This is a genomic window from Agromyces sp. Root1464 (genome assembly GCF_001427265.1).
Lineage (GTDB): Bacteria > Actinomycetota > Actinomycetes > Actinomycetales > Microbacteriaceae > Agromyces > Agromyces fucosus.
The window spans coordinates 841,674-868,087 of sequence record NZ_LMFU01000002.1 but is presented as its reverse complement, the minus strand read 5'-3'; the positions used below and the strand labels follow the sequence as shown (position 1 = coordinate 868,087).

The window sequence follows — 26,414 nt, the reverse complement described above, 5'->3', positions numbered from 1 at the left end:
CGACAGGCCCGGCCGCGAGCGGCTAGACTGAACGGCTGCCTCGGATGCCCCGGGGCATCCGCATTCGACGCAAGGAGCAGGCACGTGCCCAGGGAGACCGGTCAGAAGGTCGTGGCGACCAACCGCAAGGCACGCCACGACTACACGATCGAGGACACCTACGAGGCGGGTCTCGTGCTCACCGGCACCGAGGTGAAGTCGCTGCGCGAGGGGCGTGCGTCGCTCGTCGACGGCTACGCCTTCATCGAGGGCGGCGAGATGTGGCTCGACGCCGTGCACATCCCCGAGTACACCGAGGGCACGTGGAACAACCACGCGCCGCGCCGCAAGCGCAAGCTCCTGCTGCACAAGCAGGAGATCGTGAAGATCAGCCACCGCACGAGCCAGGGCGGCTACACGCTGGTGCCGCTGCAGATCTACTTCTCGGGCGGGCGCGCGAAGGTCGAGATCGCCGTCGCGAAGGGCAAGCGCGAGTACGACAAGCGGCAGGCACTGCGCGAGCGTCAAGACAAGCGCGAAGCCGATCGCGCCATGGCGAGCCGGAAGAACCTCGGCGACTGAGCTCCGCGGCGGGTTCGAACACGGGCCCGAGCGGCCGCTCCAGCCGAGGCTCGGCGGCCGCGTGTAGGCTCGGCACGATGGAGACTTCGACGCGCATCCCGGTTCCCGGCACCTACAATTTCCGCGATGTCAGCGGCCTGCCGGCGCTCACCGGCACCGTCCGCAGCGGCGTGCTGTTCCGCTCCGACGGGCTCTCCCGCCTCGGCGACGCCGGGCAGGCGAAGCTCCGCGAGCTCGGGGTCGGCATCGTCATCGACCTGCGCGACGAGAACGAGGCGGAGATGATGCCCGACGACCTCGGCGAACTCGACGTCGAGGTGCTGCGCCTGCCCGTCTTCGAAGGCTCCGGCGCGTCGCAGGGCATGGCGGGCATCTCGCTCGAAGCGCTGTACGAGCGCATCGTCACGCAGCACGCCTCGGTCGTGGTCGATGCCCTCCGCGAGATCTCGACCGCGGGCGACCGTGCGGTCGTCGTGCACTGCACGGCGGGCAAGGACCGCACGGGCGTCGTCGTGGCGCTCGCACTGCTCGCCGTCGGCGTCGACCGCGATGCCGTCGTGGCCGACTACGCCTCGACGGAAGAGAATCTCGCGGGCGAGTGGCTCGAAGGCATGATCGCGCGCATCGCGAGCTACGGGGTCGCCGATTCGCCCGCGCTGCGCACCCTCATGGGCGGCAGCCCGCGTGAAGCCATCGAGGGCGTCATCGACCTCGTCGAACGGGACCACGGCTCGGTGCGCGAGTACCTCCTCGCGTCAGGCCTCGAACTCAGCGCACTCGCCGCGCTCGAGACCCTGCTCGTCGAGCCCGCCTGAGTCGCTTCGCCCAGACGAGCATGAGCGATCGCTCACGCAGCGTCGGCCGCGAACCGGGCCTCGACGGATGCCGTGATCACGAGCAGGGCCGGCGTGAACTGCGACGGGCCGCCGCCACCGCTCGCCATGTCGGCCGAGGCGCGCATCGCGAACATCCGCTCGGCCGGGGCGCCGGGCGGCACCGGCTGAGCAGTGAGCAGCCCGGTGTCGGCGAGCTCGACCGGAGACGGCGAGCCGAGTCCGAGCGCGGCCGCGTAGACGGCGGCCTTCGCCACCGCGTCGGCGACGGCACCGCGCTGGGCGGACTCCTGGGTGCGCTTGCGCGAGGCATCCGTCAACCGCCAGTCGATGCCGCCGATGCCGACCGAGTCGCCGAGCGAGACGGTGCTCACCCAGTCGCCGAGGCGTTCGAGGTCGGTGAACACGACCTCGAGGTCGGCGCTCGCCTGGTGCACGACGGGCAGCTGCTTGCCCTCGTTGTTCCAGGGGCGGTGCGAGGAGACGCGCAGTTGGCCGGCGGACCAGGTGTCGAGGGCTCCGGATGCCTCGAGCTCGCGCACCTCGGCGATGAGCTGTTCGTGGGCGGTCGACGTGCGCGCGAGCGTCGCGTCGCGTTCGGCTCCGGATGCGCTCACCGTGAGTGAGACGGCGCCGAGCTCGGGGGCGATGCGTTCTTCGGCGGTGCCGCGCACGGCGATGACGGTAGCCACATGGACCTCCAGGTGAATCCGCTCGGGAATGGCGGAGCGGCCGCGCCTGTTCTAGACTGTAAGGCCGGGTACTCAGCGTTTCAACGATGCGCACCCGGTTCGGACTCAGGTCCATTGGAAACTCCACAGTGCGACAACGGCCCGCCAGGCTGCATGTCCAGTTCCGACTGGGCGATCGGCCACGGCGATTCATGGGGATGATCGGTTTCGACATCGTCTGCGAACCCACGAGAAGCGGGCCGAGGATCCAGGGTTATCTCGTAAACGATCTCTGGAAAACAATAAGTGCCAATGCAAAGCGCACTGACTTCGCCCTCGCTGCATAAGCGAGCTCGATAGTCCGTCAGCCCGCGGGTGTGTTCCCGCCCCGGTAGCTGGCGTCATCTAGGGAACTTGCTGCGTGTCGTCGCCTGAGCGGCACGCGGGACTTCATCAGGCTGGGCCTGTCGACCTAGACGCCTGTGGCAAAGGTCGGGGCCGAGCAGAACGCTTACACAGGCTGCGCCCGGAGAAGGCGTGGAATCACAGCGATGGACGGGGGTTCAATTCCCCCCATCTCCACACATCGGCCGTTGTCGCACAGTGAAGTCGGATGCCCGGCACCGTGTTCTCACGGTGCCGGGCATTTCCGTTGTGCCCGATCGGGGCCGCTGCACGGTTGGGACCGGTCAGGACCGGGCGGCCTCGCGCAGCAGTGCGGTCATACGACCGACGGCCGGGTGGGTGCGCATCGAGCGCTTCACCCGGAGCATGATGCGGCGTTGCACGTCGGGGTCGTCGAGGGAGACGAGGGCGACGCCGTCGGGCAGCCCCAGGGCTCCGAGCCTCGGCAGCACCGTGATGCCGACGCCGGCCGCGACGTAGTCGAACGCGGTCGCGTAGTCGGGCGCATCCAGGCGGAATCGGGGGACGAAGCCCCGCGCCGCGCAGGCCGACAGGGTGATCTCCCGGCAGGGGCCGCGTGCGTAGTCGTTGTCGACCCATGGTTCGTCGGCGAGCTCGGCGAGGCTCACCGATTCCCGCAGTGCGAGCGGATGCCGCTCTGGAACGACGACGACGTAGCCCTCGGTGCGGAGGGGCTCGATGTCGTAGCCGTCGGCGATGCCGTCGGCGACGGCCGGGTCGCGATCGCCGCGAACCGATTCCGCGACGTAGAGCTCGACGTCGGGTTCGCCGGTGAGTTGCCCGTGCTGTTCGACGAGGCTGAGCTCGAGTCTCAGGTCGGGGAACTCGGCGAGCATGGTGGCGGCGATCGCGGGCATCCACGAGCGGTTCGAGGAGGAGAAGCAACTGATGCGCAGCGTTCCGCTGCGACCGGAGCGGAGGTCATCGGCGAGCGAGTCGAAGTCGGCCAGTTGGTCGAGCACTCGCGTCGCACGATCGGCGACGGCGAGACCGGCGGCGGTCGGCACGATGCCCCGCCCGCGCTTCTCGATGAGCGTCAGCCCCGTCTCGCGTTGCAGCGTGCTGACGTGCTGGCTGACGGCCGACGGCGTGTAGCCCAGCCGGGCAGCGGCACGGTGGATGGAGCCTGACTGCACGACGGCTCGGAACACTCGGAGGCGATGCGGATCCACCATGACCCCGATCGTACAGTGCTACTGAACGAATCAGTAGGATTGTTCGCTTGTGCTGTGGTGTTCTCGCCAGCAGGCTTGACTCATGCAACAGTCCTCGAGCGCCGCCCTCACCCAGACGCACGTCACGAAGCCTCGAGAACCGATCGGCTGGCGGGTGCTCACGGCGATGGTCGTGGTGCTCGTGCTGTGGGCGTCGGCGTTCATCGCGATCCGCGCGATCGGCGAGTCGATCTCGCCGGGCCCGCTCGCCCTCGGGCGCCAGCTCGTGGGGGCCGTGGTACTCGTGGCGATCGCCGTGGTGCGCAGGCCGCCGCTGCCCCGCCCGCGGGCGCTCGCACTCATCGCGGCATACGGGGTGCTCTGGTTCGCGGGTTACACGCTCGTACTGAACCTCGCCGAGCGTCACCTCGATGCCGGGACCGTCGCGATGCTCGTCAACATCGCACCACTGCTCGTCGCGCTCGCCGCCGGCGTGCTGCTCAAGGAGGGATTCCCGCGACGACTCATGATCGGCATCGCGATCGCCTTCGCGGGCGTGGTCATCATCGCGATGGGCGGAATCGGGGCCGATAGCGAACCGATCGGGATCGTGCTCGGCATGCTCGCCGCGGTGCTCTACGCGGCGGGAGTGCTCGTACAGAAGGTCGCCCTGCGCTCCGCCGACGCACTGAGCGCGACCTGGATCGGCTGCGTGGTCGGAGCGGTCGTACTGCTGCCGTTCCTGCCGCAGGCCGTCGTCGAGCTCACCGACGCTCCGACCCCCGCCGTGCTCGGAGTCGTCTACCTCGGCGTCTTCCCAACCGCCGTCGCCTTCCTGCTCTGGGCCTACGTGCTCAAGCGCAGCACGGCCGGCGCCACCGCATCGGCGACGCTGGCAGTGCCCGCGATCGTGGTGCTGCTCTCCTGGCTCCTGCTCGGCGAACTGCCGACGCTGTTCGGCATGATCGGCGGCGCGCTCTGCCTCGCGGGCGTGGCGTGGAGCCGGCGCACGCCCCGGCGGGCATGAGAATGCCGCGTGGCGCCAGGACGGCGCGCCACGCGGCATCCGTTCGTCAGCGGGCCGCGCCCGCCAGCGTGCCGGTGACCTGACCGGCGGGGTCGTAGATCACGCAGGAGACGACTCGGTCGTCCATCTGCTCCCAGCTCTCCTGCGAGGGGCGGTAGGCGTAGAAGCCGAGCGCCGACGAGTCGTAGGCGAGGCCGACGAAGGGTTCGAACTGCGCGAGGCAGGCCTCGTCGGACTGCGTCTGGATGACGTCGTCGCCGGGGTACTCCTCGCCCTCGAGCGTGAGGTCGAAGTACACCTCTTCGTCGTGCGGCTGGTCGCACGGCACGACCGGCACCTCGGAGACGAGTTCTTCGGAGACCTCGTTCATGCAGTCGCCGACCATCAGCGCGAAGACGTCGGCGTCACCCTCCTCGACGATCTCCTGGGTCGTCTCGTCGCGCTCGGGCTGCGGCGCCGGGCCTCCGGTGAGGTCGCGGAGGATGCTGCAGCCGCTGAGGGGGATCACGACCGCGACGGCGGCGATGGCGACGATGGCGCGCGTCAGGGTGCGGCGCTTCTGGATGTTCACGAGGTAGGGCCTCTCGGTTCGAATGGGGTCGGGATACGGGGTCGGATGACCGGGAGGGCGCACCGATCGACCGGCGCCCCCGCCCCATCCGGTTGATTTCGACGTCAGCCTATCGGGAGCCGACGACGCGCTGCACGCCGTCAGCGCAGATGCGGAAGCACGTCGGCCGCGATGAGCTCGAGGTGCTCGAGATCGCGCAGGTCGACGAGCTGCAGGTAGACGCGCTCGGCCCCGAGCTCGCGCAGTCGCAGCACCTTCTCGACGGCGGCCGCGGGAGAGCCGGCGATGTTGACGCCGGCGAACGTCGCCGGGTCTTCGCCGATCGCTGCGAGCCGGCGTCGGTAGTCGGCATCGGAGGTCGCGACCACCGTGGGCAGCGCGACGCTCATGCGCATCGATTCGGGGTCGCGATCGATGTCATCGCATGCCCGCCGCACCCGGTCGAACATGTCGGCGACGACGGCCTCGTCGCGGAATCCGATGTTGAACTCGCTCGCGAACCGGGCGGCGATCGCCGGGGTGCGCTTCGGCCCCGAGCCGCCGATGATGATCGGCATGACGGTCTGCGCCGGCTTCGGAAGTGCGGGGGAGTGCGCGAGGCGGTAGTGCTCGCCGGCGAAGTCGTAGTGCTCGCCGATGGGAGTCGACCAGAGGCCCGTGACGACCTCGAGCTGTTCCTCGAGCATGCCGAAGCGCTTGGCGGGGAAGGGGATGCCGTAGGCCTCGTGCTCCTCGGCGAACCATCCGGTGCCGAGCCCGAGCTCGACCCGGCCGCCCGACATGTCGTCGACCTGTGCAACCTGGATCGCGAGCACCGACGGGTGCCGGAACGTCGCCGAGGAGACGAGCGTGCCGAGCCGGATGCGCCGGGTCTCCCGGGCGAGCCCGGCGAGAGTGGTCCAGGCATCCGTCGGACCGGGGAGGGGATCGCCGTCGCCCATCGCGAGGTAGTGGTCGGAGCGGAACCATCCGTCGAAGCCGAGTCGCTCGGCGGCGCTCGCCTGCGCGAGCTGGTCGTCGTAGCTCGCGCCCTGCTGCGGCTCGGTGAAGATGCAGATCTCCATGCCGCGCCGCCTACGCCTCGTCGCCGAGCGCCGCGAGCACCTCGTCGTGGAGGGCGCCGTTGGTCGCGAGCGCGCTGCCGTGCCATGGCCCGGGCTCGCCCGTGATCGCCGTGAAGCGGCCGCCGGCCTCCTCGACGATGGGGATGAGGGCGGCGAGGTCGTACGGCTTGACGTCGAACTCGCCCGTGATGTCGATGAGCCCCTCGGCGAGGAGCATGTACGACCACAGGTCGCCGTAGGCCCGGTCGCGCCAGACGCGCTCGGAGAGGGCGAGCAGGCGGTCGAGGTAGCCCGCGTCGCGCCACTGGGCGAGGCTCTGGAAGCTCAGCGAGGCGTCGGCGAGGGAGGCGACGCCGGAGACCTGCAGGCGACGGGCCCCGGGCACGGATGCCTCGCCGCCGGCGGCGTCGGCATCGCTCGTGCCGGCGTCGCTCGCTCCGGCCTCGGCTGCCGACGTCGTGGTCCAGGCGCCGAGTCCGGTCGCCGCCCACCAGCGGCGGCCCATGGCCGGGGCGGATGCCACGCCGACGACCGGCACACCGTCGATCGCGAGCGAGATGAGCGTGCCCCACACCGGCACGCCCCGCAGGAAGTTCGCGGTGCCGTCGATGGGGTCGATGATCCACTGCCGCGCGCCGTCGCCCTCGGTGCCGAACTCCTCGCCGAGGATGCCGTCGTCTGGGCGGGCCGCGGCGAGGCGCTCGCGGATCGCCCGCTCGACGGCGAGGTCGGCCTCGGTGACGGGCGAGCGGTCGGGCTTCGTCTGCACGTCGAGGTCGATCGCGCGGAACCGCCCGATGGAGACCGCGTCGGCAAGGTCGGCCAGTTCGAGGGCGAGCGCGAGGTCGGAGTTGAGCTGGTCAGCGGAGTCGGCGGTCACTCGATCAGGCTATCGCGGGCGATCATGGAGAGCGGACCTCGTCGCGACGCGCCGATCTCCGGCTCGATTGGCGCAACAGCGCATTCTCCTGATACTGTGATTCCTCGGTTCGGGTTGTTGAAAATCCGGGCCGAAACAACGCAGTATGCACCTCTAGCTCAATCGGCAGAGCAACTGACTCTTAATCAGTGGGTTCTCGGTTCAAGTCCGAGGGGGTGCACGATAAAGCCTCGAACCTCTCGCCGGGTTCGGGGCTTTTTCATTTCCCGGGGTACCGCATCCGACGGGTACCGATGGCGCTTCGCGTCGCCGTGTCAGTCGTCGAAGCCGCGTGCGGTCAGCGCGTCGCCGAGGTGCTCGGCGGTCTGCAGCGCCCGCACGATGACGGGTACGGCGAGCGCCACGACCGAACCCTCGGCGCCGCGCGCCTTCCTCGCCTCGAGCACCTCGCGCACGATGTCGGCGAGGAGCGGGACGCACCTGATCGTCAGCGCGAGCGTGAGCCCCACCCGGTCGGGGTCGATCCAGCGACGGAACGGGCGGAGCAGCGCCTGCATCGCGTCGAGGGTCGCCGTCACCGGCGTCGTGAGCGTGTACAGCGCCGCGAGGGCGACGGCGAGCACGAGACGCACCGCCATCGTCGCAGCGGCCTCCCAGCCGCCGAATACGACCTGCACGGGCACGGCGAAGGCCAGGAGCCAGAGGACCGGCACGATCTGCCGCCAGACGAGCCCCACGGGCAGCCATGCGACGAGGAAGAGGGCGACCACGAGGCCCGACGCCACGGCGAGGGCGACGAGCGAGGTCTGGAGGGCGATCACCGTGACGAGCACGGCGAGCAGGCCGAGCTTCGCGAGCGCCGGCGCCCGATGCACGAGCGAGCGTCCGGGATGGAACACCCCGATCATCGCGGGCTGCCGATGAGCTCGAGATAGGTCTCGAGCGCCACCTCGGGCCGATCGTCGGCGACGACTCGCCCGGCCTCCATCACGATGACGCGGTCGAAGCCGTCGAGCAGCTCGAGCTGGTGGCTGACGACGACGAGCTGCTGCGGCAGCTCGGCGAAGTGCTCGCCGACGAGGCGCGCGTTGCGTGCGTCGAGCAGCGTGGTCGGCTCGTCGGCGACGATCACGGCCGGTTCTGCGACGAGCACCGAAGCGAGGGCGAGCAGCTGCTTCTGCCCGCCCGAGAGGCGGTGCGCCGGTCGGTCGGCCAGCTCGTGGAGTCCGAACCGGTGCAGGGCCGCCTCGACGCGCGCCGCGGCATCCGCTCGCTCGAGCTTGTGCCGGCGCAGCGTGAACGCGACGTCCTCGCGCACCGTGGGCATCACGATCTGGTTGTCGGCGTTCGTGAACACGAAGCCGACGGTGCGGCGCACCTCGCGCGCATGCCGGGCGAGGTCGAGCCCGCCGACGGTGACGCGGCCGGCGGTCGGCGTGACGAGGCCGTTGATCATGCGCGCGAGCGTCGACTTGCCCGAGCCGTTCGCCCCGACGATGCCGATACGGTGCTCGCGGAGCACGAGCGAGACGTCGTCGACGACGCGTTCGGCATCGAACTCGTGGCTGACATGGTCGAAGACGATCTCGTTCATTGCATCCGCTCCACGATCATCGCGATTCCCTGGCCGCCGCCGATCGAGCACGCGGCGAGTCCGGGGCGGGCGTCGTCCGACGCGAACATGCGGGCGGCGAGGCGCACGAGCAGCACGGCCCCCGAGGCGCCCCACGGATGCCCGAGCGCGATGGCACCGCCGTCGCCAGAGATGATCGACTCGTCGAGCGCGAGCTCGTCGCTGACCGCGAGGAGCTGCGCTGCGAACGCCTCGGTGATCTCGACGAAGCCGAGCTCAGCTGGAGCGAGGCCGGCTCGGGTGAGGGCGAGGCGGGCGGCGGGTGCGGCGCCGAGGCCCGGCAGCGCGGGATCGCTGCCGGTGACGGCGGCCGCCACGATGCGCAGCGCGGGGAGGCCGAGGTCGCGTGCGGTTCGGCCGGTCGTGACCGCCATCACCGCGGCGCCGTCGGAGAAGCCGCAGGAGTTGCCCGCGGTGACGGTGCCCGTCGTGCCCACTGCGGCGCCGGCGTCGGGGTCGGTCTCGGAGACGACGGCGAAGGCGGGCGCGAATCGTGCGAGCCGTGTCACGTCCATCGATGCTCGCGGGCGGTCGTCTCGCGCGATGCCGCCGACTTCGACGATCTCACCGTCGAAGACGCCGTTCGACTGGGCAGCGGCGGCGCGTGCGTGCGACCGTGCCGCCCAGGCGTCCTGGCGTTCACGGGAGATGCCGCGCAGGGCGGCGAGCCGATCGGCGGCGGGGCCCATGTCGGGATCGGGGAACCCGACCGGCGCGAACGGGGCGCGCGTGTAGCGATCGCCCGACTCCGGCCAGAACCGGTGCGGCGCCGTCGATGCCGACTCCGCGCCGCCGGCGAGGAACAGCTCGCCTTGACCTGCCCCGACCCGCGCGGCCGCCTGCATGACGGCGTCCAGACCCGAGCCGCACTGCCGATCGATCGTGACGCCGGGCACCGAGTCGCCGAGTCCGGCCCGCAAGGCAGCGACGCGCGCGAGGTCGCCGCCCGGTCCCATGCAGTTGCCGAGCACGACGTCGTCGATCGGCAGGCCGCTCGGCGCGACGGTCGCTGCGACCTCGGCGAGGACCGGGGCGGCGAGCGCGTCGACGGTGAGCGCGGCCAATCCTCGTCCCGCCGTGCCGATCGCGGTGCGCAGCGGGGCGACGATCACGGGTGCCGAGCGAACGTCGCCGACGGGGGTCATACGTTGCTCCGTTCGGAGGTCGACGAATGCGACGGGTGCGGCACGCCGAGGGTTCCGGCCGCGAGCGCGGCGCGGAGGATCCCGCGTGCGGGCTTGCCCGAGGCGGTCGTCGGAACGGCGCCCACGAACCAGCGCCGCGGCAGTTCCGCCGCAGGAATGTGCTGCCGTGCGGCGTCGATGACCGCCGAGGCATCGGTCGCGGCGTCGAGCTCGACCACGGCGACGATGCGTTCGCCGAGCAGGTCGTGCGGCTCGCCGAGCACGACGGCGGCCACGACCCCGGGCAGCGCGAGGAGGCGCGCCTCGAGGTCTTCGGCGAGCACGGTCGCGCCCGCGGTCGTGATCGCGGCGTCGCCGCGACCGACGATGCGGAACGCGTCGGCGCCGATCGGTTCGGCGAGGTCGCCGACGGTGGCGAAGCCGCGGTCGGCGCGGCGGAGCATGCCGCCGCCGACGACCCCGAGTGCGAGGTAGGGGGAGCGCGCCCAGAGCTCCGGACCGGCCGCGGTCGGCCGGAGCTCGACCTCGACGCCCGGGAACGGCTCAAGCGAGTCGCCGCGGCCGACGGCCACGAAGGAGAGTTCGGCGGCACCGTAGTACTCGGTCAGGCGGATGCCGCGAGCGGTCGCTCGTGCGCGCAGTGACTCGCTCAACGCGGCGCCGGCGACGATCGCCGCGGGAGGTGGTGCGTCGACCTCGAGGAGCCGTGCGAGACGCGTCGGGGTCGCGTGCACCGCGCTCGCTCCGACGACCTGGTCGCCGACCGTGGCGCCGAGCCAGAGCGCATGGAGGGCTGCGTAGAGGTGCATGGAGACGTGAAGCGGTCCGGTGACGGCGATGCGGTCGCTCGCTCGGAGCCCGGCGACCTCGGCGAGCGGGGCCGCAGAGGCGAGCCAGGAGGCGTTCGTCCGGGCCACTGCTCGTGGCATACCCGCTGGGTCCGACGAGCCCGAGGTGAGCACCGCGAGCTCGGTTCCGGACGGCAGCTCGCTCGAGACACGCACCGCATCGGCGGAATCGCCGCCCACGAGTACCGGGCGCCCACGCTCGAGACAGGCGAGCACGAGCGTGACGAGCCCGACGGGGTCGGTGCCGGCCGGGCAGGCGACCACGTCGTCGCCGCTCGGCAGCCGTGCTGCGGCGACCGCGTCGGCGAGCTCGCCGTAGCGCACGGCGTCGCCGCCGAACGCGAGGGCGATGCCGCCGCGCGGTCCCCGCAGCCAGTCGCTCACGCCGAGCGGTCCGTCGGCTCCGGAGCGGTCGCGGCGGAAGCCTGGTCGGTGACGATGGCTCCCGACCGAGCCCACGGCCACGACTTCGGCTCGATGAGCCCCGGCCATGCGCGGTGCACGCCCTTCGCCACGAGCACCGTCACGACGACCTTGAGGAGGTCGCCCGGAAGGAACACGGTGGAGCCGATCAGTGCGACGTCGAGGGGCGTGCCGGTGATCAGGGCGAAGACGGGCACCCCGACGAGGTAGATGGCGACGATCCCGCCGAGCGCGGTCCAGGCGAGCGCCGGCACGATCGGGTACCGGGGCAGCAGCCGTGCGGTCGCCCAGCCGATCACGGCGGCGCCGAGCAGCCAGCCGACGAGGTATCCGACCGACGGCCCGACGAAGACGCCGAGACCGCCCCGGCCGCCCGAGAGCAGCGGCAGGCCGGCGGCGACGAGCGCGATGAAGAGGAGCACTGAGAGCGTTCCCTTCCGTGCTCCCAGGATGGCGCCGGCGAGCATGACGCCGAGCGTCTGGAACGTGATCGGCACGGCGGCGCCGCCGATGGAGAGCGCCCCGGGCAGGCCCAGTGCGGCGATGAGGGCGGCGAACACGGCGATCTGCGCGAGGTCGCGGGCGCTGCTCCTCCGCGGGCGGGCCGGCGGGAGCGGCGCACTCGACTCGATCGTGCTCGGACCGGTGCTCGGAGTGGTGCTGTGGGCGGAGCTCAACGGGTTCCCCTCTCGTGGCGTGCGGGCGATTGCCCGTAGATCACGCTACGAGGAGCGGGGGAGCCGATTCGCGGATCGCGGTACAAGAATGCGGGGCCGATTTTGGAGCGGGAGGTCCGCTCCGGTGAAACCCAGCCGGCGGACGCGGCTACCGGCTCAGGCGGCGCGAGCCTCGAGTGCCGTCGCGGCACCGATCGTCGGCAGCGCGGCCGCCTCGACCTGGGCGGATGCCTCGGCGAACTGCTCGTCGGCCGTGACCTCGACGGGCGCAGCAGCCTCGGGCTGCGCGGTCTCGACCGGGTCGGCCCAGACGATGAGCGGGGCGGGCTCCCAACCGAGTGCCATGGTCTCTTCGCCGGCCGGAACGACGACCGCGACGGAGTCGCGCTCCTCGAGGATGGCGCGGGTGAGCTCGGCTGCGATCTGGTGGGTGAGCATCGCGTGGAAGATGCGGTCGGTGTCGCCGTCGGACTTGCGGACGAGCGACCAACCGCCGCCCGGCCCGATGAACTCGGACAGGCGCGAGTTCAGCAGTTCGAAGATGTGCTCGCCGCGAAGGTCGGCCGCAGTGGGGTGCGGGGTCGGGGCGGCAACATGGGCGGAGGCCTGGGCGGCAAGCCGTGCACGGCGCCAGCGGCGGAACATCGGTGACCCCTCTCGTGGGTTCTTCTCGGGTCGTTCGTCCCAGTTTCGGGCACGCTGGAGCGGATTGCGAGTGACACGCCGCGCAACGCCGTCGCGGGGTCGTTATTCGCCGATCTCGCCCTGCTTGGTCTCCTCGGCGACCGTGCCGATGGCGATCGCGAGGCTCGCGGCCCACGACACCCACATGAGCAGGAGGCGCCAGTCGCGGGGTCCGGAGGCGGTGGTCTTCACCACGCCGATGCCACTGATGATGGCGCTGATCACGGCGCCGCTGAAGAGGTACTTGCGCATGTCGCAACGCTACCGTGCCGTTTCCATGGGCTGAGAGACATCCGTGAATCTGACCGATCGTGCAGGAGCTGACCGATCGGTCAATTACCGTGGACGTATGCCCACCGATGCATCCGTGCCCTCCCGCGTGCGCGCCAGCGACGAACTGCGCCAGGTCGCACTCGAGCAGTTCGCGACCGTCGGCTTCGCCGCGAGTTCGCTGCAGCAGATCGCCGACCACGCCGGCTACTCGAAGTCCAGCGTGCTCTACCACTACGCGTCGAAGGAGGCGCTGCTCGAGGCGGCGATCGGCCCGTCGATCGACCGGCTCGAGTCCCTGCTCGGGGACTTCGTCGCAGGCGGCCGCTCGGCGGCTGCGCGGGCGGTCTTCATCGAGCGCTTCGTCGACTTCCTGCTCGGCAATCGGCTCGCCGTGCACACCTTCGTGAATCAGGGCCAGTCGCTCCGGGGGCTGCCGGTCATCGAACGTGCGAACACCGCCATCCGTGGTCTCGCCGACTCGATCTGCGCCGACGACGCGAGCCTCGCCGAGCAGATGCGCTTCGGCGTCGCGCTCGCGGGCGCCACGTACACGCTCGTCGCCGGCGCCACCTTCCTCGACGACGACGAGCAGCAGTTCGCCGACGCCGACGTGCGCGACGCGCTGATCTCCGTGCTCTCCGAACTCCTGCTGACGGCCGACGGCCGCCCGACCCGATAGGCCCGCCCATGGCTCTCCTCCTCCACCGCATCGGCCGCTTCGCGTTCCGCCGCGCCTGGTACGTCATCGTCGCGTGGGTGCTCCTGCTCGGCGGCCTGCTGGGCACCGGTCTCGCGCTCGGCGGCCAGCTGCAGGACTCCTTCGCCATTCCCGGCACCGAGTCGCAGACCGCGATCGACCAGCTCGCCGCCGTGTTCCCCGAGACCGCCGGCGCGTCCGCCAAGGCCATCGTCGAGGCGCCCGACGGCGAGACGGTGGAGGCCGCCTCGGCGCGCGATGCGATCGAGGCGATGGAGACCGAACTCGAACAGGTCGACGGCGTCGCGAGCGTGCTCGGTCCGTTCGACGAGTACGCGGGCGACCAGGTCTCGGGCGACGGTCGCACCGCCTACATCCAGATCCAGTTCGACGGCCCGGTGACCGACGTCGCGCCGGAGTCGCTCGAGGCGGTCGAGGCGACCGGCGAGCTCGGCAGCGATGCCGGTCTCACGGTGGCGTTCGGTGGCGACGTCTTCCAGGAGACGAGCTTCGGGCTGACGATCACCGAGGTGTTCGGCGTGCTGTTCGCCGCCGTCGTGCTCATCATCACGTTCGGCTCGCTCCTCGCGGCCGGCATGCCGCTGCTCACCGCCCTCGTCGGCGTCGGCGCGGCCTTCGGCGGCATCTCGATCGTGGCCGCGTTCACGACGGTCTCCTCGACCGCGCCCATGCTCGCCGTCATGATCGGGCTCGCGGTCGGCATCGACTACGCGCTCTTCATCCTGTCGCGGCATCGGAACCAGCTCGCTCGCGGCCAGGACCCCGAGGAGTCGGCCGCCGAGGCGGTCGCGACGGCGGGCGGCGCCGTGGTCTTCGCAGGGCTCACCGTCATCATCGCGCTGCTCGGGCTCCTCGTGGTCGGCATCCCGTTCCTCAGCGTCATGGGCGTCGGAGCGGCCTTCGCCGTGCTCATCGCCGTGGCGGGCGCCGTCACGCTGCTGCCGGCCCTGCTCGGCGTCTTCGGCCGCAAGCTCGTGCCGAAGCCGGGCAGCCGGGCTCACCGCCGCGCGAACGCCGACGACGACAGCGGCAAGCGCACGATGGGCCGCCGCTGGGTCGACCTCGTGCTGAAGGCTCCCGTGGCGTTCGTCGTGATCGTGGTGGGCCTGCTCGGCGCAGCCGCCGTGCCGGCCCTCAGCCTCGACCTCAACCTCCCGAACGGCTCGGGCACCGAGGGTTCGAGCCAGCGCGAGGCCTACGAGATGATCGAGGACGGCTTCGGGCCGGGCTACAACGGCCCGCTCATCGTCACCGTCGACATCACCCAGACGACCGACATCTTCGGCGACCTCGACGCCATCGGCGCCCGCATCGGCGAACTCGACGACGTCGCGTTCGTCGGCCAGGGGCTCCCGAACGCGACCGCCGACACGGCGATCATCCAGGTGATCCCCGAGAGCGCTCCGGATGCTCCGGCGACGAAGGTCGTCGTCGAGAACATCCGCGAGCTCGAGCCCTCGATCACCGCAGACTTCGGCACGCCCATCGCCGTCACCGGCTACACGGCCGTCGCGATCGACATCTCGAACCGGCTCGCCGACGCGCTGATCCCGTTCGCGCTCATCGTCGTGGGGCTCTCGATCGCGCTCCTGCTCATGGTGTTCCGCTCGGTGTTCGTGCCGATCAAGGCCGCCCTCGGCTTCTTGCTCTCGGCGTTCGGCGCGATCGGCGTCACCGTCGCGATCTTCCAGTGGGGATGGTTCGCCGACCTGCTGCACGTCGAGCCGGGTCCGATCCTGAGCTTCCTGCCGATCCTGCTCATGGCGGTGCTGTTCGGTCTCGCCATGGACTACCAGGTGTTCCTCGTGTCGGGCATGCGCGAGGAATACGTGAAGACGGGCGACGCTCGCAAGTCCGTCGTGCACGGGTTCCAGCACGCCGCACGCGTCGTCACGGCCGCCGCGCTCATCATGTTCTTCGTCTTCTTCGCCTTCGTGCCCGAGGGCGCCGGCGTGATCAAGGGCATCGCGTTCGCGCTCGCCGTCGGCGTCGCCTTCGACGCGTTCCTCGTACGCATGACGCTCGTGCCCGCGGCGATGGCGCTCGCCGGCAACGCCGCCTGGTGGCTGCCGAAGTGGCTCGCGAAGGCACTGCCGAACGTCGACATCGAGGGTGAGGGGCTGCGCACCCACCTCGAACAGGAGGAGTGGGCCGCATCCCGCCCGGCCGCCGTGAACGCCGAGGCCGCCGTCTTCGGGCTGCCCGAGCGGCCGATCGGCCCGCTGAACGTCGAGGTGCCCGCAGGCGGCGTGCTCGTCGTGCAGGGCGACGCCGTCGCTCGCCGGGTCGTCTCGGCGACGCTCGCGGGCCGGCTCGCGCCGGTCGGAGGGCGCCTCGCGGTGCTCGGCTCGCCGCTGCCGTCCGGCGCGGGCACCGTCATGCGCGGTGTCGCGATCGCCGAGGTCGCAGCAGATGCGGCGACGGGCGGCACGGTCGGAGAGCTCATCGCCGCCCGCCTCGACGCCACGCGCCCGTGGTACCGCATCGCCCCGTCGAACGGCCTCGTGCGCACCTGGACCGAGCGAGCGGCCGACGCCATCGGCCACGGCCCCGACGGGCCGCGGTTCACGACCGAGACCCCGCTGTCGGCCCTCGGCGTCGAGGCCCGCACGCTCGTCGCCGTCGCGGCGGCGCTCGCCGAACGGCCGAAGGCGATCGTCATCGACCTCGACGACGATCCGGGTTCGGCCACGGGCGGCCTCTGGCACGCGCTCGCCGCGCTCGTGCCCGCCCAGGTCACCGTGATCGTCGGCCTCGGCACCTCGGCCGTGTCACCCGCGGTCTCGCCGCAGCTCGCGGCCCGCGGCATCCGCACCCTCGAACCCGTCTCGCCCGCCCAGGAGGCCCTCCGATGAGCACCCGACTCTCCCGACTCTTCGGCTCGACCCCCGGCCAGCGGCGCGTGCGCTTCGGCGTGCTGGTCGCGGCGGTCATCGCCGTGCCGCTCGCGGTCGCCGGGCTCGTGTCGGGCGCCGTCGGCAGCGGCGGCGACAACCTCGAGCAGATTCCGGCCGTCGTCGTGAACAACGACGAGATGGTCACGATGACGCTGCCCGACGGCACCGAGCAGCCCGTGCTCGCGGGCCGCCTGCTCGTGACCGAGCTGACCGACCCCGAGACCTCCGGGTTCCAGTGGACGATCTCGAACGACGAGGAGGCCGCCGACCTGCTCGCCTCGGGCGACGCCTACGCGGTGCTGACGATCCCGTCCGACTTCTCGGACTCGGTGACCTCGCTTTCGAGCGCCGACCCGACGCAGGCGAACCTCGACATCCGCACCGACGACGCCCACGGCTACCTCGCCGGCTCGGTCGCCCAATCGGTGGGCGACGCGATGTCGGCGACCTTCGGCCGAGAGCTCACCGCGCAGTACCTCGAGGGGTTCTACACGAACCTCGCGACGATGGGCGGCTCGCTCGGCGACGCCGCCGACGGCGCGACGCAGCTCTCGAGCGGTGCGGGCTCCCTCGCCGGCGGGCTCACCACCCTCTCGAGCGGGGTCGCCTCCGCGACCACGGGCGCAGCGGATGCCGCGAGCGGCGCGCACCAGTACGCCGCGGGTGTCACGCAGTACACGCAGGGCGTCGACGGGCTGGCAGGCGGGCTCGGTCAATTGAACGCCGGTGCCGCCGGGCTCGACGACCTGTCATCGGGAATCGCCGCGTACACCGGCGGGGTCTCCTCGATCAACACGAACTACGCGGCCCTACAGCCCGGCCTGCTCGGCCTCATCGACGCGAGCATCCCCGGCGGCGCCGCAAGCTGCGCAGTGGCACCGCTTCCTGATCCGCTGACGGACATCTGCGGCCTCCGAGCCGGAGTGACGGGCATCGGCGGCGGACTCGCCCAGCTCGACACGCAGGGTGCGACCCTGTCGGCATCGGCGTCGAGCGGTATCGACGGCGTCCAGGGCGGCATCGCCCAATCGGCGGACGGTGCCGCGCAGCTGGCCGGGGGATCGGCCGCGCTCCGCGACGGCGCCGACGGCCTCGCCACGGGCCTCGACAGCCTCGCCGGCGGACTCGGCGCACTCCAGGGCGGCGCGGCGGATGCCGCGAGCGGCGCGACGCAGCTCGCGAGCGGCGCCGACACCCTCGCCGCGGGCCTGGCCTCGGGTGCCGAGAGTGCGACCGCGCTCACCGACATCGACGCCTCCAAGACCGCCGACGTGATCGCCGAACCGGTCACGGTCGCCGCGTCCCGCGACCACGAGATCGTGGGCATCGGCGACGTCATCGGCATGCTCTTCGTACCGGTCGGCCTCTGGCTCGGTGCCCTCGCGCTCTTCCTCGTGTTCCGGCCGTTCGGGCGGGAAGCGCTTCGCTCCACCGCCTCGACCGGCGGACTCGTCTGGCGCACCCTCGCACGTGCCGGCCTCATCGCCCTCGCGCAGGCCGTCACGGTCGTGCTGCTCCTGCACGGCGTCATGGGCGCGTCGTGGAGCCTGCTGCCTCAGACGCTCGCCTTCGCGGCGCTGCTCGCCCTCGTGTTCACCTCGCTGCACGCGTTCCTGACGGTCTGGCTCGGGCGGGCGGGCCTGCTCATCTCGCTCGTGCTCGTCGCGCTGCAGCTCACGGCGTCGGGCGGCCTGTACCCGGTCGAGGTGCTGAGCGGGCCGTATCAGGTGATCAGCCCGTTCCTGCCGCTCACCTGGGCCGTGCAGGGCATGCAGTTCATCGTCTCCGGCGCAGGCGGGGGATCGGTCGCGATGGCGGCGGGAGTGCTCGTCGTCTTCGGCCTCGTGGGCGTGTTCGGCACGGCCATCGTGGTCGGTCGGCGCCGAGGCATCCGCTCGATCGGCTTCGCAGCGGCGGCGCTCGGCTGAGCCCCGACGCGCGACGCGCACGCATCGGGAACCGGCAAGGGCCGGGAGGTCGGCCGGGTCAGGCGGGGTTCAGCGCAGCGATCGCGCTCACCTCGATGAGCGCGCCTGGCACGCCGAGCCCGGCGACGAGCGCCGCGGTCACGAGCGGCGGAGCCCCTGCGCCGGCGAGTCGCGGTGCGATCGCCCCGTAGGCGGCGCCGAGATCTGCGCCGTCTGCGATGAACACCGTCCACTGCACGACGTCGGCGAGCGAGGCGCCCGCCGCCTCGAGCGCGACGGCGGTGTTGTCGATGGCCCTGACGGACTGGGCGGCGACGTCGTCGGAGACGACGGCGCCGGTCTCGTCGACGCCGTTCTGGCCGCCGACGTAGATGGTCGTCGCGCCAGCGGGGACGACGGCGACATGGCTGAACGCCGGGCTCACCACGAGACCGGCCGGTTGGATTCGTGTGATCTCCATGCACGCATGGTCCCACCTGCCGCCGACAGCCGAGCCGAGTCCGGGCGGCTGTTAGCCTGAGCGGAGCGCGAGGAGGGACATCCGCTGTATGAACGCCCCTGAACCAGCACGCGACGATCTCTACGTCGACGCCGCCTACGACATGATCGTGGTCTCGAACCGCTTGCCGGTCGACTACCTGCAGGGCCCCGATGGGGAGACCACCTGGAAGAGCTCGCCGGGCGGGCTCGTCACCGCCCTCGAACCCGTGATGCGTGCCGCCGACGGCGCCTGGGTCGGCTGGGCCGGCGTCGCCGACCGCGAGTTCGACCCGTTCGAGCACGACGGCATCAACATCATCCCGGTGCCGCTCTCGGAATCGGAGCTCGAGGAGTACTACGAGGGCTTCTCCAACGACACCCTCTGGCCGCTCTACCACGACGTCATCGCGCCGCCGTCGTACCACCGGGAATGGTGGGACGCCTACGTGCGGGTCAATCGACGCTTCGCCGAGGCCGCTGCACGCGCGGCGTCGCCCGGCGCGGTCGTGTGGGTGCAGGACTACCAGTTGCAGCTCGTGCCGCGGATGCTGCGCGAGAAACGCCCCGACCTCGTGATCGGCTTCTTCAACCACATCCCGTTCCCGGCATACGGCATCTACTCGCAGCTGCCGTGGCGGCGACAGGTGCTCGACGGACTGCTCGGCGCCGACGTCATCGGCTTCCAGCGTGCCGCCGACGCCGGCAACTTCACGCGCGCGGTGCGGCGCCTCTTCGGGTACGCCACCCGTGGCAGCGTCCTCGACGTGCCCGGCCCCGACGGCGAGGTGCGGCACGTCGTCGCCCGCCAGTTCCCGATCTCGATCGACTCCGCCGGATTCGAGGAGCTCGCGCGGCGACCCGACGTGCAGGCGAGGGCCCACGAGATCCGCGAGAGCCTCGGCAACCCCGAGACGATCATGCTCGGCGTCGACCGCCTCGACTACACGAAGGGAATCCGGCACCGGCTGAAGGCCTTCGGCGAGCTGCTGCGCGACGGCCGGCTCTCGGTCGAGGACGTCACGCTCGTGCAGGTCGCGAGCCCGTCGCGGGAACGCGTCGAGACGTACCGCCAATTGCGCGACGAGATCGAGCTCATGGTCGGGCGCCTGAACGGCGACCACTCGACCCTCGGCCACCAGGCGATCGCCTACCTCCACCACGGCTATCCGCGCGAGGAGATGGTCGCGCTCTACCTCGCCTCCGACGTCATGCTCGTGACGGCTCTGCGCGACGGCATGAACCTCGTCGCGAAGGAGTTCGTGGCCTGCAGCTTCGACGACGACGGCGTGCTCGTGCTCAGCGAGTTCACCGGGGCATCCGACGAACTGCGCCAGGCGATCCTCGTCAACCCGCACGACATCGAGGGCCTGAAGGACGCGATGGTCGAAGCGGCGCACATGCCGCGCAAGGAACGCGCCCGGCGCATGCGAGCGCTCAGGCGCCGCGTCCGCGAGAACGACGTCGCGAAGTGGTCGTCGACGTTCCTGAAGACCCTCACCGGCGCGGGCATCATCGCTTCCGGTGTCCCCGACGGGTTGGATGCCGCGATCACGCGTCTGGCCCGCACCGATCGGCTGCTCGTCGCCCTCGACTTCGACGGCACGCTCGCGCCGCTCGTCGACCGACCAGAAGACGCGCGCGCGACCAATCGCGCCCGCGCAGCGATCGAACGTCTCGCGGCGACCGACGACACCAGGGTCGCGATCGTCTCCGGGCGTGCGCTCGAGAGCCTGAAGGAGGTCGCCGATCCGCCCGCCGGGACGCTCATGAGCGGTTCGCACGGCGTCGAGCTGCAACTCGACACCGGCGGCGTCACGATCGACCTCCGGGATGCCGAGCTCGCGGCCCTCGAGCACCTCACCCGGGTGCTCGACGAGGTCGCCGCGGGTGTCGACGGCGCGTGGGTCGAGTGGAAGCCGGCGGGACTCGCGCTGCACACGCGGAAGGTGGCGCCCGATGCCGCGAGCGACCTGCAACGCGCAGCGAAGGCCCGCGTCGAAGCCGAGATCCCCGAATTGACGGTGCGCGGCGGCAAGGGCGTGATCGAGTTCTCGGTGCGCCCGAGCGACAAGGGGGAGGCCCTCACCCGGCTCCGCCAGCACGCGGGTGCCAGCGCCGTCATGTACGTCGGAGACGACGTCACCGACGAGGACGCGTTCGCCGCACTCGAGTCCGAGGACCTGGGCGTGAAGGTCGGCCAGGGTAGATCGCTCGCGGCCCATCGCGTACGCAGCCCCGAAGACGTCGCCGACCTCCTCGAGCGCCTCGCCGAGGCCCGTGAAGCGACGCACGGGGGCCCCTCGCGCTGGCCATAGACTCGTTGCATGTCGGAGTTCGATCCCAAACCTCGTAGCCGCACCGTCACCGACGGTATCGAAGCCATGACCAGCCGGGGCATGCTCCGAGCCGTCGGCATGGGAGACGCCGATTGGGACAAGCCGCAGATCGGCATCGCGTCCTCCTGGAACGAGATCACCCCCTGCAACCTGTCGCTCGCCCGTCTCGCGCAGGCCGCGAAAGAGGGCGTGCACGGCGGCGGCGGCTACCCGCTGCAGTTCGGCACCGTCTCCGTCTCCGACGGCATCTCGATGGGCCACGAGGGCATGCACTTCTCTCTCGTCTCGCGTGAGGTCATCGCCGACTCCGTCGAGGTCGTCATGCAGGCCGAGCGCCTCGACGGATCAGTGCTGCTCGCGGGTTGCGACAAGTCGATCCCCGGCATGCTCATGGCGGCCGCGCGTCTCGACCTCGCCTCGGTCTTCCTCTATGCGGGCTCGATCGCGCCGGGCTGGGTGCGACTGTCCGACGGCACCGAGAAGGACATCACGATCATCGACTCGTTCGAGGCGGTCGGCGCGGTCAAGGCCGGCACCATGAGCGCAGAGGACGCGCACCGCATCGAGTGCGCGTTCGCGCCGGGCGAGGGCGCCTGCGGCGGCATGTACACCGCCAACACCATGGCCTCGGTCGCCGAGGCCCTCGGCCTCTCGCTTCCTGGCTCGGCATCGCCGGCCTCCGCCGACCGCCGCCGCGACTACTACGCGCACCGCTCGGGCGAGGCCGTCGTCAACCTCCTGAAGCACGGCATCACCGCCCGCCAGATCCTCACGAAGAAGGCGTTCGAGAACGCGATCGCCGTCGGCATGGCCCTCGGCGGCTCCACGAACATCGTGCTGCACCTGCTCGCGATCGCTCGCGAGGCCGAGGTCGACCTCACGCTCGACGACTTCAACCGCATCGGCGCGAAGGTGCCGCACATCGGCGACCTGAAGCCCTTCGGCAAGTACGTCATGAACGACGTCGACCGTCGCGGCGGCGTGCCCGTGCTCATGAAGGCGCTGCTCGACGCGGGCCTCCTGCACGGCGACGTGCTGACCGTCACGGGCAAGACCATGGCCGAGAACCTCGAGGAGCTGAACCTCCCGCCCCTCGACGGCGAGGTGCTGCGAACGCTCGACAACCCGATCCACGAGACCGGCGGGCTCACGATCCTGCACGGTTCCCTCGCACCCGAGGGAGCGGTCGTGAAGACCGCCGGTTTCGACGCTGCCACGTTCGAGGGCCCTGCGCGCGTGTTCGAGCGCGAGCGATCCGCCATGGACGCCCTCACGGCGGGGGAGATCAAGGCCGGCGACGTGGTCGTCATCCGCTACGAAGGACCCAAGGGCGGCCCCGGCATGCGCGAGATGCTCGCCATCACCGCGGCCATCAAGGGCGCCGGGCTCGGAAAAGATGTACTACTCTTGACGGACGGTCGATTCTCAGGCGGCACAACCGGCCTCTGCATCGGCCATCTGGCACCCGAAGCGGTGGACGCAGGTCCCATCGCCTTCGTGCGCGATGGTGATCTCATACGGGTCGATATCGCAGCTCGTTCCATCGACCTACTGGTCGACGATGCCGAGCTGGCTGCCCGCCGTGAAGGCTGGGCTCCGCTTCCCCCGCGCTATACCCGTGGCGTCCTCGCGAAGTACTCGAAGCTCGTGCGTTCCGCCGCAGAAGGCGCCACGACGGGCTGAGTGCTGCGTTTCCCGCACACACCGTCCACCAGAACAGGAACCGAATGACCACGGAATCCAGTCCCGTGCCATCGCCCGCATCAGTGCCCTCCGGCGCTCCCGTGGAGATCACGGGCGCCGAGGCGGTCGTCCGTTCACTCGAGATGCTCGGCATCACCGACGTGTTCGGCCTCCCCGGCGGCGCGATCCTCCCCGTCTACGACCCGCTGCTCGACAGCAAGAAGCTCCGGCATATCCTCGTTCGCCACGAGCAGGGCGCCGGTCACGCAGCCGAGGGGTACGCCTCCTCGTCCGGCAAGGTCGGCGTCGCCATCGCGACGTCGGGCCCGGGCGCGACGAACCTCGTCACGGCCATCGCCGATGCCCACATGGACTCGGTGCCGATGCTCGCGATCACCGGTCAGGTGTTCTCGAACCTCATGGGCACCGACGCCTTCCAAGAGGCCGACATCGTCGGCATCACGATGCCGATCACGAAGCACTCCTTCCTGGTGAAGGATGCCTCGGAGATCCCGGCGACCATCGCGGCGGCGTACCACATCGCCTCGACCGGCCGACCGGGCCCCGTGCTCGTCGACATCACGAAGGACGCGCAGCAGGCGAAGGCCGTCTTCCGCTGGCCGCCGAAGATCGACCTGCCGGGCTACCGGCCGATCACGAAGGCCCACGGCAAGCAGGTCGCGGCTGCCGCCCAGATGCTCGCCGAGGCGAAGCGCCCGGTGCTCTACGTCGGCGGCGGCGTGATCCGCGCAGGTGCCTCCGAAGAGTTGCTCGCCCTCGCCGAGACGACGAACGCGCCGGTCGTGACGACGCTCATGGCCCGCGGCGCCTTCCCCGACTCGCACCGGCAGCACCTCGGCATGCCCGGCATGCACGGAACGGTCCCCGCCGTGATCGCGCTGCAGGAGGCCGACCTCCTCATCGCCCTCGGTGCTCGCTTCGACGACCGCGTGACCGGCAAGGCGGCGCTCTTCGCGCCGAACGCCAAGGTCGTGCACGTCGACATCGACCCGGCGGAGATCTCCAAGATCCGCGTCGCCGACGTGCCCATCGTGGGCGACGCGAAAGACGTGCTCGTCGACCTCGAGGCCGCCTACCGCGACGCTGTCGCGGGCGCGACCGGCACTCCCGACCTCGACGAGTGGTGGGCGACGCTCGACGGACTCCGCGCGGAGTTCCCGCTCGGGTTCTCGACGCCCTCTGACGGACTGCTCGCTCCGCAGCAGGTCATCCAGCGCATCGGCGAGCTCACCGGACCCGAGGCGGTCTACGCCGCGGGCGTCGGCCAGCACCAGATGTGGGCCGCGCAGTTCATCAAGTACGAGCGCCCCAACTCGTGGCTGAACTCGGGCGGCGCCGGCACGATGGGCTACGCCGTTCCCGCGGCGATGGGCGCGAAGGTCGCCGAGCCCGACCGCGTGGTCTGGGCGATCGACGGCGACGGATGCTTCCAGATGACCAATCAGGAGCTCGCGACCTGCACGTTGAACAAGATCCCGATCAAGGTCGCGATCATCAACAACTCCTCCCTCGGCATGGTGCGCCAGTGGCAGACCCTGTTCTACGACGGCCGGTACTCCAACACCGACCTGAACACGGGCCACGACAGCGTGCGCATCCCCGACTTCGTGGCACTCGCCGAGGCGTATGGCGCGCTCGGCATCCGGGTCACGAAGGCGGAGGAGATCGACGACGCCATCAAGCTCGCGCTCGAGACGAACGACCGCCCCGTGGTGATCGACTTCGTCGTCTCGGCCGACGCGATGGTGTGGCCGATGGTGCCGCAGGGCGTCTCGAACAGCTACATCCAGTACGCCCGCGATCACTCGCCGGCCTTCAGCGAGGAGGACTGACCATGTCGACCCACGTTCTGTCCCTCCTCGTCGAAGACAAGCCCGGTCTGCTGACCCGCGTCGCCGGTCTCTTCGCCCGGCGCGGCTTCAACATCGAGTCGCTTGCGGTCGGCCATTCCGAGATCGCGGGGCTCAGCCGCATCACGGTCGTCGTCGACGTCGAAGACCTCCCACTCGAGCAGGTGACGAAGCAGCTGAACAAGCTCGTCAACGTCATCAAGATCGTCGAACTCGACCCCGCACAGGCCGTCCAGCGCGAGCACCTGCTCATCAAGGTGCGGGTCGACAACACGACCCGCTCGCAGGTGCTCGAGGCGGTGAACCTCTTCCGTGCGCGGGTCGTCGACGTGTCGACGGACGCGCTCGTGATCGAGGTCACCGGCGACTCCGGCAAGACCACCGCGTTCCTCAAGGTGCTCGAGCCCTACGGCATCAAGGAGATCGCCCAGTCGGGCCTCCTCGCGATCGGCCGTGGCGGCAAGTCCATCACCGAGCGCGTCTTCAAGAACTAGATCAACCACGTTCCCCGAGCTCGTCGAAGGGAACTCTGCACGCACACCGCTCCCTTCGACAGGCTCAGGGGACAACCCAAGGAGAAACAGCAATGGCTGAGATGTATTACGACCAGGACGCCGACCTCTCGATCGTCCAGGGCAAGAAGGTCGCCGTCATCGGCTACGGCTCGCAGGGTCACGCCCACGCGCAGAACCTGCGCGACTCGGGCGTCGAGGTCGTCGTCGGCCTCAAGGAGGGCTCGAAGTCGATCCAGAAGGCCGAAGAGGCCGGCTTCGAGGTCAAGAACGTCGCCGAAGCATCCGCCTGGGCCGACATCGTCGTCATCCTCGCTCCCGACCAGTACCAGCGCCACATCTTCGCGGAGTCCGTTCGCGACAACCTCGTCGAGGGCAACGCGCTCGTCTTCGGCCACGGCTTCAACATCCGCTTCGGCTACATCGAGGCGCCCGCGGGCGTCGACGTGATCCTCGTCGCGCCGAAGGCGCCGGGCCACACGGTGCGCCGCGAGTTCGTCGCCGGCCGTGGCATCCCCGACATCATCGCCGTGGAGCAGGACGCGACCGGCACCGCGTGGGACCTCGCGAAGTCCTACGCCAAGGGCATCGGCGGCACTCGCGCCGGCGTCATCAAGACGACCTTCACCGAGGAGACCGAGACTGACCTGTTCGGCGAGCAGGCCGTGCTCTGCGGCGGCACCTCGCAGCTCGTGCAGTACGGCTTCGAGACGCTCGTCGAGGCCGGCTACCAGCCCGAGATCGCCTACTTCGAGGTGCTCCACGAGCTGAAGCTCATCGTCGACCTCATGTGGGAGGGCGGCATCGCCAAGCAGCGCTGGTCGGTCTCCGACACGGCGGAGTACGGCGACTACGTGTCGGGCCCCCGCGTCATCGACCCGTCGGTCAAGGAGAACATGAAGGCGGTGCTCGCCGACATCCAGGACGGCACCTTCGCCGAGCGCTTCATCTCCGACCAGGACAACGGCCAGAAGGAGTTCCTCGAGCTCCGTGCCAAGGGCGAGCAGCACCCCATCGAGACGACCGGTCGCGACCTCCGCAAGCTCTTCGCGTGGAACTCGTCGGACGACGACGACTACGTCGACGGCGAGGTCGCGCGCTAAGACGCGCCGACTCCTG

Annotated in this window: 24 protein-coding genes, 1 tRNA gene and 1 other RNA gene; 13 read left to right on the top strand and 13 right to left on the bottom strand. The window is 70.7% G+C overall.

Features of this window, described 5'->3' with window-relative positions:
* Nucleotides 1-84: 84 nt before the first annotated feature.
* Nucleotides 85-561: an SsrA-binding protein SmpB gene (smpB, locus tag ASD23_RS09800; RefSeq protein WP_056009841.1), complete on the top strand. Its 477-nt coding sequence runs from the start codon at nt 85-87 to the stop codon at nt 559-561.
* Between the two features lie 77 nt (nt 562-638).
* On the top strand, nt 639-1,376 hold the full coding sequence (locus tag ASD23_RS09795; RefSeq protein WP_056009839.1) for a tyrosine-protein phosphatase: 738 nt from the start codon (nt 639-641) through the stop codon (nt 1,374-1,376).
* A gap of 32 nt (nt 1,377-1,408) precedes the next feature.
* Here ASD23_RS09795 and ASD23_RS09790 read toward each other — a convergent pair whose 3' ends face one another.
* Nucleotides 1,409-2,086: an SIMPL domain-containing protein gene (locus ASD23_RS09790; RefSeq protein ID WP_056009836.1), complete on the bottom strand. Its 678-nt coding sequence runs from the start codon at nt 2,084-2,086 to the stop codon at nt 1,409-1,411.
* A 193-nt stretch (nt 2,087-2,279) separates the two neighbouring features.
* Here ASD23_RS09790 and ssrA point away from each other — a divergent pair.
* Nucleotides 2,280-2,650, top strand: a transfer-messenger RNA (tmRNA) gene (gene ssrA / locus ASD23_RS18590).
* Between the two features lie 104 nt (nt 2,651-2,754).
* Here the strand turns inward: ssrA and ASD23_RS09785 are convergent.
* The gene (locus ASD23_RS09785) at nt 2,755-3,666 is read right to left on the bottom strand and encodes a LysR family transcriptional regulator (RefSeq protein WP_056009833.1); all 912 of its coding nucleotides are present in this window, start codon (nt 3,664-3,666) and stop codon (nt 2,755-2,757) included.
* Between the two features lie 82 nt (nt 3,667-3,748).
* Here ASD23_RS09785 and ASD23_RS09780 point away from each other — a divergent pair, with 82 nt between their 5' ends.
* The gene (locus tag ASD23_RS09780; RefSeq protein WP_082571343.1) at nt 3,749-4,672 is read left to right on the top strand and encodes a DMT family transporter; all 924 of its coding nucleotides are present in this window, start codon (nt 3,749-3,751) and stop codon (nt 4,670-4,672) included.
* A 46-nt stretch (nt 4,673-4,718) separates the two neighbouring features.
* Here ASD23_RS09780 and ASD23_RS09775 read toward each other — a convergent pair whose 3' ends face one another.
* The 3 genes from ASD23_RS09775 to ASD23_RS09765 all read right to left on the bottom strand — a co-directional run bounded on the left by ASD23_RS09775 (nt 4,719) and on the right by ASD23_RS09765 (nt 7,187).
* Entirely contained in the window at nt 4,719-5,243 is a 525-nt protein-coding gene (locus ASD23_RS09775; RefSeq protein ID WP_056009831.1) for a septum formation family protein, read from the bottom strand.
* A gap of 140 nt (nt 5,244-5,383) precedes the next feature.
* Nucleotides 5,384-6,307, bottom strand: coding sequence for an LLM class F420-dependent oxidoreductase (locus tag ASD23_RS09770; protein WP_056009829.1), 924 nt, complete (start codon nt 6,305-6,307; stop codon nt 5,384-5,386).
* Between the two features lie 10 nt (nt 6,308-6,317).
* Complete coding sequence (locus ASD23_RS09765; protein WP_056009827.1) at nt 6,318-7,187, bottom strand: inositol monophosphatase family protein; 870 nt, start codon at nt 7,185-7,187, stop codon at nt 6,318-6,320.
* A gap of 147 nt (nt 7,188-7,334) precedes the next feature.
* Between ASD23_RS09765 and ASD23_RS09760 the strand changes: the two genes are divergently transcribed.
* Nucleotides 7,335-7,407 (top strand) — tRNA-Lys (locus tag ASD23_RS09760).
* A gap of 94 nt (nt 7,408-7,501) precedes the next feature.
* On the opposite strand, the gene ASD23_RS09755 is transcribed toward ASD23_RS09760, so the two are convergent.
* From ASD23_RS09755 to ASD23_RS09725, 7 genes are all read right to left on the bottom strand, one after another.
* Nucleotides 7,502-8,086: an energy-coupling factor transporter transmembrane component T family protein gene (locus ASD23_RS09755; protein ID WP_235507700.1), complete on the bottom strand. Its 585-nt coding sequence runs from the start codon at nt 8,084-8,086 to the stop codon at nt 7,502-7,504.
* 5 nt (nt 8,087-8,091) lie between these two features.
* Nucleotides 8,092-8,781: an energy-coupling factor ABC transporter ATP-binding protein gene (locus tag ASD23_RS09750; RefSeq protein WP_056009823.1), complete on the bottom strand. Its 690-nt coding sequence runs from the start codon at nt 8,779-8,781 to the stop codon at nt 8,092-8,094.
* The gene (locus ASD23_RS09745; RefSeq protein ID WP_056009821.1) at nt 8,778-9,965 is read right to left on the bottom strand and encodes a thiolase family protein; all 1,188 of its coding nucleotides are present in this window, start codon (nt 9,963-9,965) and stop codon (nt 8,778-8,780) included. The genes ASD23_RS09750 and ASD23_RS09745 overlap by 4 nt, the downstream gene beginning before the upstream one ends.
* Nucleotides 9,962-11,197 (bottom strand): AMP-binding enzyme, encoded by a 1,236-nt coding sequence (locus ASD23_RS09740; RefSeq protein ID WP_157377052.1) that lies wholly within the window; start codon nt 11,195-11,197, stop codon nt 9,962-9,964. Before ASD23_RS09740 ends, ASD23_RS09745 begins: the two co-directional genes overlap by 4 nt.
* Nucleotides 11,194-11,913 carry a biotin transporter BioY gene (locus tag ASD23_RS09735; RefSeq protein WP_235507699.1) on the bottom strand — a complete coding sequence of 240 codons (720 nt, stop codon included), beginning with the start codon at nt 11,911-11,913 and terminating at the stop codon, nt 11,194-11,196. Before ASD23_RS09735 ends, ASD23_RS09740 begins: the two co-directional genes overlap by 4 nt.
* A gap of 156 nt (nt 11,914-12,069) precedes the next feature.
* Nucleotides 12,070-12,558 (bottom strand): hypothetical protein, encoded by a 489-nt coding sequence (locus ASD23_RS09730; protein ID WP_056009817.1) that lies wholly within the window; start codon nt 12,556-12,558, stop codon nt 12,070-12,072.
* A 102-nt stretch (nt 12,559-12,660) separates the two neighbouring features.
* Complete coding sequence (locus ASD23_RS09725; protein ID WP_056009815.1) at nt 12,661-12,849, bottom strand: hypothetical protein; 189 nt, start codon at nt 12,847-12,849, stop codon at nt 12,661-12,663.
* A 97-nt stretch (nt 12,850-12,946) separates the two neighbouring features.
* On the opposite strand from ASD23_RS09725, the gene ASD23_RS09720 reads away from it, so the two are divergent.
* From ASD23_RS09720 to ASD23_RS09710, 3 genes are read left to right on the top strand one after another with little or no spacing between them, the layout of a single operon-like run.
* The gene (locus ASD23_RS09720; RefSeq protein ID WP_056009813.1) at nt 12,947-13,549 is read left to right on the top strand and encodes a TetR/AcrR family transcriptional regulator; all 603 of its coding nucleotides are present in this window, start codon (nt 12,947-12,949) and stop codon (nt 13,547-13,549) included.
* Between the two features lie 8 nt (nt 13,550-13,557).
* Entirely contained in the window at nt 13,558-16,443 is a 2,886-nt protein-coding gene (locus ASD23_RS09715) for an MMPL family transporter (RefSeq protein WP_056009811.1), read from the top strand.
* Nucleotides 16,440-18,413, top strand: coding sequence for a YhgE/Pip family protein (locus tag ASD23_RS09710; RefSeq protein WP_056009809.1), 1,974 nt, complete (start codon nt 16,440-16,442; stop codon nt 18,411-18,413). Before ASD23_RS09715 ends, ASD23_RS09710 begins: the two co-directional genes overlap by 4 nt.
* Nucleotides 18,414-18,471: 58 nt before the next feature.
* Here ASD23_RS09710 and ASD23_RS09705 read toward each other — a convergent pair whose 3' ends face one another.
* Nucleotides 18,472-18,873, bottom strand: a complete 402-nt coding sequence (locus tag ASD23_RS09705; protein WP_056009807.1) for a RidA family protein — start codon at nt 18,871-18,873, stop codon at nt 18,472-18,474.
* A gap of 88 nt (nt 18,874-18,961) precedes the next feature.
* On the opposite strand from ASD23_RS09705, the gene ASD23_RS09700 reads away from it, so the two are divergent.
* From ASD23_RS09700 to ilvC, 5 genes are read left to right on the top strand one after another with little or no spacing between them, the layout of a single operon-like run.
* Complete coding sequence (locus ASD23_RS09700; protein WP_082571341.1) at nt 18,962-21,208, top strand: bifunctional alpha,alpha-trehalose-phosphate synthase (UDP-forming)/trehalose-phosphatase; 2,247 nt, start codon at nt 18,962-18,964, stop codon at nt 21,206-21,208.
* 9 nt (nt 21,209-21,217) lie between these two features.
* Nucleotides 21,218-22,912 (top strand): dihydroxy-acid dehydratase, encoded by a 1,695-nt coding sequence (gene ilvD, locus ASD23_RS09695; protein WP_056009804.1) that lies wholly within the window; start codon nt 21,218-21,220, stop codon nt 22,910-22,912.
* Nucleotides 22,913-22,956: 44 nt separating this feature from the next.
* Nucleotides 22,957-24,765, top strand: coding sequence for an acetolactate synthase large subunit (locus ASD23_RS09690; protein WP_056009802.1), 1,809 nt, complete (start codon nt 22,957-22,959; stop codon nt 24,763-24,765).
* A gap of 2 nt (nt 24,766-24,767) precedes the next feature.
* Complete coding sequence (gene ilvN / locus ASD23_RS09685; protein ID WP_056009800.1) at nt 24,768-25,277, top strand: acetolactate synthase small subunit; 510 nt, start codon at nt 24,768-24,770, stop codon at nt 25,275-25,277.
* A 35-nt stretch (nt 25,278-25,312) separates the two neighbouring features.
* Nucleotides 25,313-26,398 carry a ketol-acid reductoisomerase gene (gene ilvC, locus ASD23_RS09680; RefSeq protein ID WP_268753233.1) on the top strand — a complete coding sequence of 362 codons (1,086 nt, stop codon included), beginning with the start codon at nt 25,313-25,315 and terminating at the stop codon, nt 26,396-26,398.
* The last annotated feature ends 16 nt before the right edge of the window (nt 26,399-26,414 follow it).

Excerpts from the sequence above, each read along its gene's own strand:
- ASD23_RS09795 (WP_056009839.1), top strand. The coding sequence starts at position 639 with ATGGAGACTTCGACGCGCATCCCGGTTCCCGGCACCTACAATTTCCGC.
- ASD23_RS09785 (WP_056009833.1), bottom strand. The coding sequence starts at position 3,666 with ATGGTGGATCCGCATCGCCTCCGAGTGTTCCGAGCCGTCGTGCAGTCA.
- ASD23_RS09780 (WP_082571343.1), top strand. The coding sequence starts at position 3,749 with ATGCAACAGTCCTCGAGCGCCGCCCTCACCCAGACGCACGTCACGAAG.
- ASD23_RS09770 (WP_056009829.1), bottom strand. The coding sequence starts at position 6,307 with ATGGAGATCTGCATCTTCACCGAGCCGCAGCAGGGCGCGAGCTACGAC.
- ASD23_RS09750 (WP_056009823.1), bottom strand. The coding sequence starts at position 8,781 with ATGAACGAGATCGTCTTCGACCATGTCAGCCACGAGTTCGATGCCGAA.
- ASD23_RS09745 (WP_056009821.1), bottom strand. The coding sequence starts at position 9,965 with ATGACCCCCGTCGGCGACGTTCGCTCGGCACCCGTGATCGTCGCCCCG.
- ASD23_RS09730 (WP_056009817.1), bottom strand. The coding sequence starts at position 12,558 with ATGTTCCGCCGCTGGCGCCGTGCACGGCTTGCCGCCCAGGCCTCCGCC.
- ASD23_RS09725 (WP_056009815.1), bottom strand. The coding sequence starts at position 12,849 with ATGCGCAAGTACCTCTTCAGCGGCGCCGTGATCAGCGCCATCATCAGT.
- ASD23_RS09720 (WP_056009813.1), top strand. The coding sequence starts at position 12,947 with ATGCCCACCGATGCATCCGTGCCCTCCCGCGTGCGCGCCAGCGACGAA.
- ASD23_RS09715 (WP_056009811.1), top strand. The coding sequence starts at position 13,558 with ATGGCTCTCCTCCTCCACCGCATCGGCCGCTTCGCGTTCCGCCGCGCC.
- ASD23_RS09710 (WP_056009809.1), top strand. The coding sequence starts at position 16,440 with ATGAGCACCCGACTCTCCCGACTCTTCGGCTCGACCCCCGGCCAGCGG.
- ASD23_RS09705 (WP_056009807.1), bottom strand. The coding sequence starts at position 18,873 with ATGGAGATCACACGAATCCAACCGGCCGGTCTCGTGGTGAGCCCGGCG.
- ASD23_RS09700 (WP_082571341.1), top strand. The coding sequence starts at position 18,962 with ATGAACGCCCCTGAACCAGCACGCGACGATCTCTACGTCGACGCCGCC.
- ilvD (WP_056009804.1), top strand. The coding sequence starts at position 21,218 with ATGTCGGAGTTCGATCCCAAACCTCGTAGCCGCACCGTCACCGACGGT.
- ASD23_RS09690 (WP_056009802.1), top strand. The coding sequence starts at position 22,957 with ATGACCACGGAATCCAGTCCCGTGCCATCGCCCGCATCAGTGCCCTCC.
- ilvN (WP_056009800.1), top strand. The coding sequence starts at position 24,768 with ATGTCGACCCACGTTCTGTCCCTCCTCGTCGAAGACAAGCCCGGTCTG.